The sequence below is a fragment of the Bartonella sp. B10 genome (assembly GCF_053794435.1).
Map to the genome: position 1 here is coordinate 818,486 of NZ_CP200030.1, position 13,203 is coordinate 831,688.

Annotated in this window: 12 protein-coding genes; 6 read left to right on the top strand and 6 right to left on the bottom strand. The window is 34.2% G+C overall.

The features are described 5' to 3' along the window. The first annotated feature begins 25 nt into the window (after window positions 1-25). The 5 genes from V3565_RS03370 (at window position 26) to V3565_RS03390 (ending at window position 4,540) form a co-directional block, all read left to right on the top strand. A complete protein-coding gene (locus V3565_RS03370) occupies window positions 26-958 on the top strand; it encodes a class I SAM-dependent methyltransferase (RefSeq protein WP_455477806.1) in 933 nt (310 codons plus the stop codon). A gap of 2 nt (window positions 959-960) precedes the next feature. Then, the gene (locus tag V3565_RS03375) at window positions 961-1,794 is read left to right on the top strand and encodes a TrmH family RNA methyltransferase (RefSeq protein WP_455477807.1); all 834 of its coding nucleotides are present in this window, start codon (window positions 961-963) and stop codon (window positions 1,792-1,794) included. Between the two features lie 11 nt (window positions 1,795-1,805). Continuing rightward, window positions 1,806-2,309: a signal peptidase II gene (lspA, locus tag V3565_RS03380; RefSeq protein ID WP_455477808.1), complete on the top strand. Its 504-nt coding sequence runs from the start codon at window positions 1,806-1,808 to the stop codon at window positions 2,307-2,309. Between the two features lie 465 nt (window positions 2,310-2,774). Beyond that, entirely contained in the window at window positions 2,775-3,548 is a 774-nt protein-coding gene (locus tag V3565_RS03385; RefSeq protein ID WP_455477809.1) for a Bax inhibitor-1/YccA family protein, read from the top strand. Between the two features lie 113 nt (window positions 3,549-3,661). Further along, complete coding sequence (locus V3565_RS03390) at window positions 3,662-4,540, top strand: endonuclease/exonuclease/phosphatase family protein (protein WP_455477810.1); 879 nt, start codon at window positions 3,662-3,664, stop codon at window positions 4,538-4,540. Here V3565_RS03390 and polA read toward each other — a convergent pair. The 6 genes from polA to V3565_RS03420 all read right to left on the bottom strand — a co-directional run bounded on the left by polA (window position 4,537) and on the right by V3565_RS03420 (window position 11,373). Continuing rightward, window positions 4,537-7,443, bottom strand: coding sequence for a DNA polymerase I (gene polA, locus V3565_RS03395; RefSeq protein ID WP_455477811.1), 2,907 nt, complete (start codon window positions 7,441-7,443; stop codon window positions 4,537-4,539). The two genes, V3565_RS03390 and polA, sit on opposite strands and share 4 nt — an antisense overlap. A 326-nt stretch (window positions 7,444-7,769) precedes the next feature. Next, window positions 7,770-8,477: a DNA polymerase III subunit epsilon gene (gene dnaQ, locus V3565_RS03400; protein ID WP_455477812.1), complete on the bottom strand. Its 708-nt coding sequence runs from the start codon at window positions 8,475-8,477 to the stop codon at window positions 7,770-7,772. After that, the gene (gene coaE, locus V3565_RS03405; RefSeq protein ID WP_455477813.1) at window positions 8,470-9,069 is read right to left on the bottom strand and encodes a dephospho-CoA kinase; all 600 of its coding nucleotides are present in this window, start codon (window positions 9,067-9,069) and stop codon (window positions 8,470-8,472) included. Before coaE ends, dnaQ begins: the two co-directional genes overlap by 8 nt. Continuing rightward, window positions 9,066-9,947: a shikimate dehydrogenase gene (locus V3565_RS03410; RefSeq protein ID WP_455477814.1), complete on the bottom strand. Its 882-nt coding sequence runs from the start codon at window positions 9,945-9,947 to the stop codon at window positions 9,066-9,068. The genes coaE and V3565_RS03410 overlap by 4 nt, the downstream gene beginning before the upstream one ends. Beyond that, complete coding sequence (locus V3565_RS03415) at window positions 9,940-10,536, bottom strand: Maf family nucleotide pyrophosphatase (RefSeq protein ID WP_455477815.1); 597 nt, start codon at window positions 10,534-10,536, stop codon at window positions 9,940-9,942. The genes V3565_RS03410 and V3565_RS03415 overlap by 8 nt, the downstream gene beginning before the upstream one ends. Window positions 10,537-10,548: 12 nt before the next feature. After that, window positions 10,549-11,373 carry a pyruvate, water dikinase regulatory protein gene (locus V3565_RS03420; protein ID WP_455477816.1) on the bottom strand — a complete coding sequence of 275 codons (825 nt, stop codon included), beginning with the start codon at window positions 11,371-11,373 and terminating at the stop codon, window positions 10,549-10,551. Between the two features lie 557 nt (window positions 11,374-11,930). On the opposite strand from V3565_RS03420, the gene rho reads away from it, so the two are divergent. Further along, complete coding sequence (gene rho / locus V3565_RS03425) at window positions 11,931-13,196, top strand: transcription termination factor Rho (RefSeq protein ID WP_455477817.1); 1,266 nt, start codon at window positions 11,931-11,933, stop codon at window positions 13,194-13,196. The last annotated feature ends 7 nt before the right edge of the window (window positions 13,197-13,203 follow it).

Here is a 13,203-nt window from a genome sequence, read left to right on the forward strand (position 1 = left end):
AAATATCTTTATCGTAACACCGAGTATGCCCCAAAAATGCTTTAAAAAACATCGTAGCAATACATCTCCACAGGAAAAATTACCTGTTATTTTGGAAACATGTGTCAGTGCAGATTATGCTTTAATTGACTCTGGTCATGGAAAAAAATTAGAACGTTACGGAAATTACCGCATTATTCGGCCAGAAGGTCAAGCATTATGGAAACCGTCTTTATCACAAAAGCATTGGGATAATGTTGATGCTATTTTCACAGGAAACCGAAATGAAGAAGGTGTTGGCCGTTGGCATTTTCCAAAACATCCTCTTGATGAAACATGGCCACTTTCTTGGAATGGACTGCACTTTCTAGGTCGTTTTACTTCTTTTCGTCATGTTGGTGTTTTTCCTGAGCAAAATGCTCATTGGCGCTCAATAGAAGAACAAATCGTTAAAGCTGAACGTCCAATTAAATTGTTAAATCTTTTTGGATATACAGGTATTGCATCTTTGATTGGTGCACGTGCAGGTGCAAATGTTACTCATGTTGATGCTTCTAAAAAAGCTATAGCTTGGGCAAAAGCCAATCAAAAAATAGCAGGTTTATCAAATCATTCAATTCGCTGGATCTGTGATGATGCTGTAAAATTTGTCGAAAGAGAACTGCGTCGTAAAAAAAAGTATGATATGATTCTTCTTGATCCTCCTGCATATGGACGTGGACCTCATGGTGAAATTTGGCAATTTTTTGATCACTTACCAACAATGATCACAAATTGTTGTAAACTTTTATCCGACAAACCTCTCTCTGTTGTGCTTACAGCTTATTCTATTCGTGCTTCATTTTATGCACTTCATACTCTTATGCGTGATGAATTTAAAAATCTTGGTGGTACAATCGAATCAGGAGAGCTGATTTTACGTGAAGAAATTGCTGGACGTGCCCTTTCTACTTCTCTTTTTAGTCGTTGGATTGCCTAAATATGTGTATCCCCAAAATTGGTAGGGTTAAAGAAATTACTTCTCTTAGTAACCCTATAATCAAAAATCTTAGAGCACTAAGCCAAAAGAAAAACCGTAATCGAGAAGGTCTTTTCATGGCAGAAGGACTTAAATTGGTGATTGACGCTTTAGATCTTGGATGGACAATACAAACACTCATTTTTTCCAAAAGCAAAATTAGTAACACTGCTATAGAAAATACTGCCGCGTACACTGTAGCCAATGGTGGTTTTGTCATTAAAACTTCACAAAAAATTATGGAATCAATCACCCACCGTGATAATCCACAAACAGTTATTGGTATTTTCCAACAAAAATGGCACAAACTTGAAATAATCAAAGAGAATATCCAAGATGTTTATATCGCGCTCGATCGGATACGTGATCCAGGAAATCTTGGTACCATCATTAGAACGGCTGATGCAGTAGGAGCAAAAGGAGTTATCTTGATCGGTGAGACAACAGACCCCTTCTCACATGAAACCGTACGAGCAACTATGGGATCAATTTTTTCAATACCGCTTTATCGTTTTGATGAAAATGCTTTTTTAAACTGGTCTACACACTTTAAAGGTACGATTGTTGGCACACATCTAAAGGGATCTACCGATTATCGCACAATTGATTTTCAAAACGCTCCAATTATACTTTTAATGGGAAATGAAAAACAAGGCTTATCAGACATTCTTAAGAATCGTTGCGATCAAATCGTACGTATTCCACAAAGTGGGCGTGCAGACTCGCTTAACTTGGCAGTAGCAACAGCTATCATGCTTTATGAAGTTCGTCGCCCTTTTTTAACTCTTAAACCATGAGAGATAAGAATATGACACGCAAATCATTCTCTTTTTTTCTTCTTAGTTTGTTTTTTACAATAGTCCTTGATCAAGCAATTAAGTATTGGGTTATGCACAATATGCTGCTAGGAACAGTAATACCAATTCTTCCTTTTCTTTCTCTTTACCATGTACGTAATTCTGGTATTGCATTTTCATTTTTTTCTTCTTTTCCCAATTGGGGACTCATTATTCTGACATTAATCATTATTATTTTTCTTTTATGGTTATGGAAAAATACCGAATACAATAAATCTTTATCACGCTTCGGTCTTACTCTTATCATTGGTGGAGCAATTGGTAATTTTATTGATCGTATCCGTTTTAACTATGTTACTGATTATATACTATTTCATATTGGTGATGTCTTTTATTTTGCTGTTTTTAATCTTGCTGATACTTTTATTACGATCGGTGTTATTGCCATTCTTACTGAAGAATTTGGTATCTGGATCAAAGAAAAACGCTATCCCAATCGTACATCTTCTAGATAAATACTTGGTAACTCGCTACGGATATCTCTATATTTAATGAACATAATCTACTAGATGTATACATTCTTACATTGCTATTTTAGTATTAATTTTATTAAAATACTTTGTTTTTTTTATTTTTATACATACGATTTTACACACCATGTAACGTTTATTTATTTGATAAACGATATTTCCGTACTCTCTTAATCCTAGTTAAATAGCTATATTTGTAAAAAATTTTAACATTTTTTATCAAAATAAGACTTTTGTTACCTATTTGTAATCTTTTCTTCAAACAAAAGTCTCTTGTAATTTTAAAATAAATCTCCATAATAGAGAGAGGTATGCTGGAATTCTACCAGCGGCGCCTAGGGTTGTTTGTATTTACTAAGTTTAAGGGTTTATACAGAACTGTTGTCCTAAAGACATAGATTTTTCTTAAGCCCAATACCTGATAGAACATATGCTAAAGGACTTTTTATTATGGCTGATTTCAAAAATTTACGTTCGGCGCCTGTAGTTCATGCCGATGCATCAATTGATCAAGGATTACGCAGCTATATGCTGGGTGTCTATAATACGATGGCCATTGGTTTGCTTATTACAGCCGGTGCGGCTTATGCAGTTGCATCATTGGCAACAACAACAGATATGAGCCAAGCGGCTGCTCAAATGAGCAGTAGTGTCTACTTAACATCTTTCGGAGTAACATTTTATACATCACCATTCTCTTACATTGTCATGTTTGCACCGCTTGCGGCTGTATTATTTCTTAGTTTCAAAATCAATACACTGAGCACAAGTGCAGCACGTAATCTATTTTTTGGTTACGCCACCCTTGTTGGACTGTCTCTATCCTCTATCACTTTGCGTTACACAACAGAAAGCATTGTACAGACATTCGTTATTACAGCTGCGACTTTTGGTGCTCTTTCTCTTTATGGCTACACAACAAAGCGTGATCTAACTGCGATGGGGTCATTCTTTTTTATCGGTTTGATCGGTTTAATGCTTTCCATGATTGTTAATATCTTTCTTGGATCAAATGCCTTACAATTTGCTATATCAGTAATTGGTGTTTTTATCTTTGCTGGTCTGACTGCATATGACACACAGAACATAAAATTAATGTATTATGAAGGAGATAAAAGTGATACTCAGGGTCGTAAAATTATTATGGGTGCGCTAAGTCTTTATCTTGATTTCATAAATGTTTTTGTATTTTTACTACAATTTCTTGGCTCGAAGCGTGATTAATTTTAACAATCATTATTCAATTTTAAAACCTTGTTTCTTAAGAGAAGCGAGGTTTTTTTGTTTTTTGGTATAAGCGTTTTCTTTTTATTCTTTTGGTACACCATATTTTTAAAATGACAAAAAAATTTCAAAAGCAAAAATTTAAATGGTTTACCGAATTTATTGAGAAAAATCTTCATAACCCTCTTTTACATGCTATTCACAAACGCTCTTGTCACCAACAAGATGTAATAAACTGGAGCAATAATTATGACATTACTGTTGCTTCTTACAATGTTCATAAATGCGTAGGTATTGATAAAATTTTTAATCCTACTCGTATTGTACACGTTATTTCTGAACTACAAGTTGATATTCTTGCCCTTCAGGAAGCAGATAAACGCTTTGGTAAACGCGTTGGCTTAATTGACCTAAAACTATTAAAAGCTAAAACGGGATTGGTTCCAGTACCTTTAAATACCATGTCACCCAATGGTCATGGCTGGCATGGTAATGCACTCTTTTTGCGACAGGGACGTATACGTGATACTTTACAAATTAATCTTCCTGGTATTGAACCACGTGGTGCTGTGATTGTAGAATTGGAAATGGAAGTAGGTCTTATTCGTGTTATTGCCTCTCATTTTGGCTTGTTGCGCCATTCTCGTAATAAGCAAACAAAAACGCTCCTTGAGATTCTTAGAAAACGTCCCATTATGCCAACGTTACTCATTGGAGATTTTAATGAATGGAGAACAGGAAAAGGCTCATCTTTAAACAACTTTTTCCCCTATTTTGATAGTACACTTAAAACTGTTGCAAGTTTTCCTTCGCGTTTTCCATTTTTAGCCCTTGATAGAATTTTTGCTTTTCCCCATCAATTAGTAACAAATATTGAAAACCATTATTCACCACTCGCACGCATCGCATCAGACCATTTACCTGTCAAAGCTTATCTTGATCTTGCCAATGCAATGGACATTTTAAAAAATAAAATAAATGAAAAAAGCTAATGTGCTTCATCCCAATTTTTAGCTACCATTACTTTTACTTCAAGTGGAACAGACAAAGATAGTACTGGCATTGTAGCATTTTCCATAATCGTTTTAACAAGAGCTACAGTTTTTTCACTTTCATTTTCTGGAACTTCAAAAATAAGTTCGTCATGTACCTGCAACAACATTTTTGCCGACAGTTTTTCTCTTTCCAAAGCATCTTCCATTTGAATCATAGCACGACGAATAATATCCGCTGCTGACCCTTGAATTGACGCATTGATGGCAGCACGTTCATTAAAGGCACGAATCTGTGAATTAGCTGATTTTATTTCTGGATAATGGATACGACGTCCAAAAATTGTTTCCACATAACCATTTTGGCGTGCAAATGTTTTTATCGTATCCATATAATCTTTAATTCCTGTAAATCTTTCAAAATAAAGTTGAATATAACGGCTTGCTTCTTGCCGTGAAATACCCAATTGATTAGCTAATCCAAAAGCTGAAATACCATAAATAATGCCAAAATTAATTGCTTTCGCGCGTCGTCTTATATCGGGATGCATTCCTTCTACCGCAACTCCAAACATTTGTGACGCAGTAATAGCATGAATATCTTGTTTTTGTGCAAAAGCTTCTTTTAATGCTGTAATATCAGCAATATGTGCAAGAATGCGCAGTTCAATCTGACTATAATCAGCTGATAACAGAACTTGTCCTTTTGGAGCAATAAAAGCTTTTCGAATTTTACGTCCTTCAGCAGTACGCACTGGAATATTTTGTAAATTTGGTTCAGATGAAGATAACCGACCTGTTGATGTTGTTGCTAAAGAATAATTTGTATGAATACGCCCTGTTTTTGGTAAAATATAAGCTGGTAAAGCATCTGCATAAGTAGATTTTAATTTTGCAAGTTGACGCCAATCAATAATTTTTCGTGGTAGAATATGACCTTCAGCAGACAACTCTTCTAAAGTCTGTGCAGAAGTTGACCACTGCCCACTCTTAGTCTTAGCACCTCCAAGTAATCCCATTTTACCAAAAAGGATATCACCTAATTGCTTTGGTGAAGCAAGATTAAACTTCTCCCCAGCCAACTGATAAATTTCCTCTTCCAGAAGAAAAGCAGCCTGCGCCAATTCTCTTGAAAGACGTGATAAAATTTGCTTATCAACAAGGACTCCGCGTTCTTCCATTTTTGCGAGAACATTTATCAATGGTCGATCAAGACGCTCATAAATTTTTGTCATTCCTTGAGCCACAAGATGCGATTTTAAAACTTTCCATAAACGTAACGTTATATCGGCATCTTCTGCAGCATAAAGTGTTGCCTGTTGCAAATCTACTTGCGCAAAAGAAGTAATATTTTTTCCATTATGCATTAAATCCTTATAAGCAATCGGTTTATGACCAAGCCAGCGTTCAGATAAAACATCCATACCATGACTTAAAGATCCTGCATCTAAAGCATATGATAAAAGCATTGTATCATCGAAAGATTGTATAATAATGCCGTATTGCTTCATCACCAACAAATCATATTTTATATTTTGGCCAATTTTTAATACCGCTTGATTTTCTAATATTTTCTTTAAAAGAGCTAAAGCCTTCTGTGTTTCGATTTGCTTAGCAATACGCTTACCATCAACAAGGCTATTCCCTTCTTCAACATGTTCAAGTGGTATATAAGCTGCTTTTCCTGGCTGTAATGCCAATGAAAAACCAACAAGCTTTGCTTGCATAGGATTTAGAGAAGTTGTTTCGGTATCAAAAGCAAAAAATCCCTGTTCTTCTGCCTCTGATAACCACTCTTTTAAAATTTTTTCATCAAGAATAGTTATATAAGCATCTCTTATAATTTTTTGAGTTAAAGCTTGATTTTTTCGTTTTTGCGCTAAAATTTGTGGAGAGTTTTCAGAAAAACTATGAGAATATGATATATTATCTTTCTTTATTTCAAGATCAATACCATGTACGTTTTTTTCCCACTCAATATTTATATCAAGTGCATCAATAACTGTTGCATCACATCCTGTTGCTTCTGCTATACGACGCGTTAGTGTCGTAAATTCCATAGCTTTAAGAAAAGAAATTAAACGAGAACCATCTTGTGGTTCTAAGATGAAATCATCTAGATCTTTATCTATAGGCACATCAGTTCTAAGACGAACCAATTCACGAGAAATTTTTACTTGCTCACTATATGCTTGAATATTTTCACGTCGTTTTACTTGCTTAACTTCTTCTACATGCTGTAATAAAAAATCAAGGGAACCAAATTGATTCAACAATTGGGCTGCTATTTTAGGGCCTATACCTGGAATGCCTGGTACATTATCTGCTGAATCTCCAATCAAAGCTTGCAAATCAACCATTTTTTCAGGAGCAACTCCCCATTTTTCTATAACTTCAGAAATACCTATATGCTTGTCTTTCATTCCATCATACAAGGATACATGCTCATTTACCAATTGCATTAAATCTTTATCAGAAGAGACAATAGTTGTTTTTGCTCCAACCTGCGTTGCTAATTTTGCATAAGTAGCGATTAAATCATCTGCTTCAAATCCTTCTTTTTCAATACAAGGCAGATTAAAAGCTGCTGTTGCATGACGTATCAAAGAAAATTGAGGAACAAGATCTTCAGGAGGAGCTATCCGATTAGCTTTATATTTAGGATAAATTTTCTTACGAAATGTATCAGATGAATAATCAAAAATTACAGCAAAATGTGTAGGAACAACGCCAGAATCTGTATTACGAGCATCACAAAGCAATTTCCATAGCATACTGCAAAAACCAGCTACAGCTCCCACAGGAAGTCCATCCTTTTTACGCTTTAAAGATGGTAAAGCATAGTAAGCACGAAAAATGTAACCTGACCCATCAACCAAAAAAAGATGATCTTTTGTTTTCATAACGATTTCATTTTCCATTTCAGCAAAAAAACAATTTACTTTTATATATGTGTTATTCTTATTTTAAAATTTATTGAATTTGCCTCTAAAAAGACATTTTTATGTTTTTATAAATGATGCGTCGTTGCGGCTTATACGCAGTACCGAGAGCTTTTCTTTGCTGTTACAGGATATAATAGCTTTCATTTTGCTCCTCCTATGATAGCTGAGGTACAATGTAACGACAAGGTCGTTGTGGTGTTCCCCTCCCCACAACGACCATATTTTTTGAGATGTTATTGTTTTTAGACTTTTAAACGATACTATTAAATAAAAAAATGATATTACTAATGAGGGATTTTGAAATTATTCCATAGAGCTTTATCACCAATTTTTTTAACAAAATCAGCATGCATATCTTTTTCTTTTTCACTTAGCCTTTTAGGTAGAATCTGTGGGCGTTTTTTAACTGCGTAGAGAATATTTTTATTACTTTTATCATCAACATCAATACAATCATTAGAATCAAAACCTAATACACCCTGCTTTCCACCAACTAACTCAATATAAACATCCGCAAGAATCTCTGCATCAAGCAAAGCTCCATGAAGAACACGGTGACTATTATCAATTCCAAAACGTTTGCATAAAACATCAAGAGAATTAGGACCCATAGGAAATTTTCGCCGTGCCATAGCTAATGTATCAAGAATATTATCAACACTGATAAGCGGCTTATTAGCCCGTTTTAACTCTGCATTAAGAAAGCCAACATCAAAACTCGCATTATGTGCAATCATTGTTGCACCATTAATAAATTCCAAAAACGAATCTGCTATATCACTAAAGCTTTTTTCATTCTTCAAGCGTTCATTAGTTAATCCATGAATTGCTGAAACTTCATCAGAAATAATAACATCTTGCGGATTCAAGTAAACATGGAATCTACGCCCTGTAAGATAACGATCAACCATTTCTACACAACCAATTTCGATTATGCGGTCCTTATCTTTATCTAAACCTGTTGTTTCTGTATCAAAAATAATTTCACGCATTACTACAATTCTTTAGTAAACTTTTTATCAAATAAAAAACCTGTTGACGTGTATTCTCTAAATCCTTTCCTGTATCAATGATAAAATCGGCACGCTCTCGTTTTTTTTCGTCAGACATTTGTTTGGAATTTATAAATTCAAATTTTTTCTCACTCATATTTTCACGAATCATCACACGTTTTTTTTGTATTTCTAATGGAGCAGAAACAACAACTACGACGTCCACACGATTCTCACCATTTGTTTCAAAAAGAAGGGGAATATCAAGAACAACTAGTTTTTTTCTCTGTCGGCGAGCCTTGTTGACAAAAGCCCTTTCTTTTTCTTGTACTATAGGATGAATTATTTTTTCTAGTGTTTTTAATTTTTTATCATCACCGATTAAAATATCAGAAAGCTTTAGACGATCAACTTTACCATTTACTATAACACTAGGAAAAGTACGTGATATAATCGATAAAATTGGCTCACTATCGTAAAGCTTGTGCACTACCTCGTCAGCGCTAAAGACAGAAACTCCTGCTTGCCTAAAAAAATCAGCAACTGTTGATTTTCCCATAGAGATTGACCCAGTCAGTCCTATGATTTTCATTTTCTGTCTTCACCTATATCCATTAAAATTTTTTCCCGTAAAGCTCTTGTTACCTGTGGCTTTATGCCAAACCATCGTTCAAAACCAAGAACAGCCTGATGTAAAAGCATACCAAGCCCATCAACTATCCTTAAACCATGAGTTTGTGCTTGTTGTAAAAAAGGAGTTATCAATGGGGTATAAACAACATCTGTAACCAAAGCAGTTGGCTTCGTTTTGCTAAAATCTAAAAAAAAAGAAGTATTTTTTTTCTCATATAAATTTTTCATACCAACAGAAGTTGTATTCACAATTAAATCAGCTTGACAAAATATTTCACGAGCATTGTGTAAATCACACACTTCAATAGGTTTTCCAAAATGCTCAGCCAAATTATCTGCACGTTGTTTTGTACGATTAAGTAAATAAATACGTTCAAATTTACGTTCTTTCAAAGCATATATAACAGCGCGTGCTGCACCTCCTGCACCAAAAACAATGGCTGTTTCCCCAGCCCAATTAGGTGCAAAATCATCAAGATTAGCACTAAAACCATAAGCATCACTGTTTGTAGCACAAAGTTTATCTTTTTCATACCAAAGAGTATTAACAGCACCGATAACTGTTGCTATCTCATCTTTATAAGTTGCTAAACGAAATGCTTCTCGCTTATAGGGCAAAGTAACATTACCACCACAAAAACCCCTTTTTTTTATGGATATAAGAAAATTACTAAATTCTTCTGATCTCACTTCCTGAGACAAATATTCTCCTTGTATACCATGCTGTTTAAGCCAAAAGTTATGAATTTTTGGTGACTTTGAGTGATGAATAGGATAACCAACAACAAAGGCTCGTGGATAAAATGATTTTCTATATTTTATTGTTAAGTCATCCATCAATTACCCCTAAATGACGTAGTTTAGCTAACAGAGGTAGCAAAGGTAAACCAACAATAGTGAAAAAATCTCCATCAACCTTTTCGAAAAGATGGATTCCTTTACCTTCAATCTTATATACTCCTACACTGTTTAGAACATCTTCTTCTACACATGCTAAATAGCTATCAATGAACTCCGATGAAAGATGACGTAAAGACATATGAGCACTAAAAGATTCAACCCATATTTTTTGTCCATTTTTAAATAAAGCTACTGCACTATGAAGAGAGTGGGTTTTACCCGATAAAAAGCGTAAACGTTGGTGTGCTTCACTCTTATTTGTAACTTTGTGAAAAATATTTCCTTCTAACTCAAGTACTTGATCACAACCAATAACAAAAATATTGGAAAAACGATTGGAAACATCTTGTGCTTTTTCGCTTGCAAGAAAGCAACTAAGTTCTTTAGGAGTTTTTGATTCTGATATTTTTTCTACTTCTCTTTCATCAAAAAAAGCCCCTTCAATTAAAAAATTTAAACCAGCGTTTTTCAATAATTGTGCACGGTAAGGACTCAAAGACGCTAATATAAACATATTTTCTGCCATAGTTTCTTTCTCTTATTTTTCTTCACGAAATCGTGATAAAAGTTCAAATATTGCTGCAGCAGTTTCCTCAATAGAGCGCCTCGTTACATCAATAACAGGCCAACCAAAACGTTCACAAACACGTTTTGCATAAGTCAATTCCTCAGCGATGTTGATACGATTACTGTAATTTTCAATGGAAAAAATATCGCCTAACTCTCTGTTTTTGCGAATATGTGAGATTCTTTCAGCTGAAGCTATTAAACCAATAATCAAAGATTTTTTTGCTTCCAAAAGAGCTTCTGGTAAATCAATTCCTGGAATAAGAGGTACATTTGCAGTTTTTATTCCTCGATTTGCTAAATAAATACTAGTTGGCGTTTTAGAAGTTCTTGATATTCCCACAAGTATCACATCCGCATCCGATAAACTATTTTGGGATTGTCCATCATCGTGTTCTATTGTAAAATCCAATGCATCAATACGGCGAAAGTAATCTGCATTGAGGTCATGTTGTGCGCTAGCACGTAGATTTGTTGGTGTTCCAAGGTAAGACTGAAAAGCATCTAAAACAGGATGCAATATGTCAACACAGGATACCTCCATTTTTTCACATCTTCTCTTTAAAAGAAGTTTAATTTCATTATCAATAATTGTGTAAAGAACAATACCTGGATCTTGTTGTATCTCATCAAGAGACTTCTGTAACTGTACCTTATTACGAATCATAGGGTAGATATGCTCCACTGCCTGAAACGTCGTGTATTGTGATGCTACAGCTCTCCCAACAGAGATTAATGTCTCCCCCGTTGCATCAGAAAGAAGATGCAAATGAAAAGATTTTTTTTCTTTTATCACAAAAATTTTAATCCCTTGTTAATATATGTGTGTATACCATCGGTATTCTTCATAAAATAGAAATTTAGATTTTCTTTTTTGTTATTTTACACATATTGAGTAGTTATGATAACTAAACACCTTTTATAAGGTAAAATGTGGATAATAGCTGTAAGATATATTTTTACCTTATTTTTTTTCTCCAAATCTTGTGGATAAAGCTGAGGACAATTTAAGTATAAATTATAATTCACACTAACCACAGGACTTAATAATAAAAATCTATCTTTTTGAATTTTTTTTTATATAAAAAAATTGAAAAAAATATTCATTTGTAATAAATTCAGTAGACAATTTGCTTCTCTATGAAAATTTGAATTTCGTGCTTTGTAATATAAATTTCTTAAACAAATATTATTTTTGAAATTGTAAGATTATACATGAAGGTAAATCGTGTGAATAATGCTTGCAGTTTAAGAAGGTTAATTATACAATGAATATTTCTTATAAGAGAAACTCCTTCTCAATTTTTCTAAGTTAATTTCAATCACAGTTCTATCTATTAAAGAGCATATTTCATGCAAGAAATGAAACTACAAGAACTCAAAAGTAAAAATCCAGTCGAGCTTGTCTCTTTTGCTGAAGCATTAGAAGTTGAAAATGCTTCTTTGATGCGCAAACAAGAATTAATGTTCGCTATTTTGAAAAAACTTGCTTTGCAAGATGTAGAAATTATTGGGGAGGGAGTTGTTGAAGTTTTACAAGATGGATTTGGTTTTTTACGGTCTGCTAATGCTAATTATCTTCCTGGACCCGATGATATTTATCTTTCTCCTGCTCAAATTCAAGCTTTTTCCCTAAAAACAGGTGATACAATTGAGGGGCCTATACGTGGTCCTAAAGAAGGGGAACGTTATTTTGCTCTCCTTAAAATTAATACAATCAATTTCGAAGATCCTGAAAAAATTCGCTATAAGATTCATTTTGATAATTTAACTCCACTTTATTCAAATGAACGTTTTCAAATGGAAATACAAGACCCTACAGATAGAGACATGTCATCACGTGTCATAGATTTAGTGTCACCATTAGGAAAAGGGCAGAGAGGATTAATTGTAGCACCTCCTCGAACAGGAAAAACAGTTTTACTTCAAAACATTGCTCATTCTATCACTACTAACCATCCTGAGTGTTATCTTATTGTTCTTTTAATTGATGAACGACCAGAAGAAGTTACGGATATGCAGCGTTCTGTAAAAGGAGAAGTGGTTTCTTCTACTTTTGATGAACCAGCTATACGTCATGTTCAGGTAGCTGAGATGGTTATTGAAAAAGCTAAACGCCTCGTTGAATATGGTCGTGATGTCGTTATTCTTCTTGATTCTATTACACGTCTTGGTCGTGCGTATAATACAGTTGTTCCTTCATCTGGTAAGGTTTTAACAGGTGGTGTTGATGCAAATGCTTTACAGCGTCCAAAGCGTTTTTTTGGTGCAGCACGTAATATTGAAGAAGGTGGATCATTAACCATTATTGCAACGGCTTTGATTGATACTGGTAGTCGTATGGATGAGGTTATTTTCGAAGAATTTAAAGGAACAGGTAATTCAGAAATTGTTCTTGATCGTAAAGTTGCTGATAAGCGTATTTTCCCATCTATGGATATTTTGAAGTCAGGAACACGAAAAGAAGAGTTACTGGTAGCACGACAAGATTTACATAAAATTTTTGTACTTCGTCGTATTTTAGCGCCTATGAATGTAATAGATGCAATCGAGTTTTTAATTGATAAATTAAAACAAACGAAAAACAATAGTGAATTCTTTGATTCAATGAATACCTAAATAATTA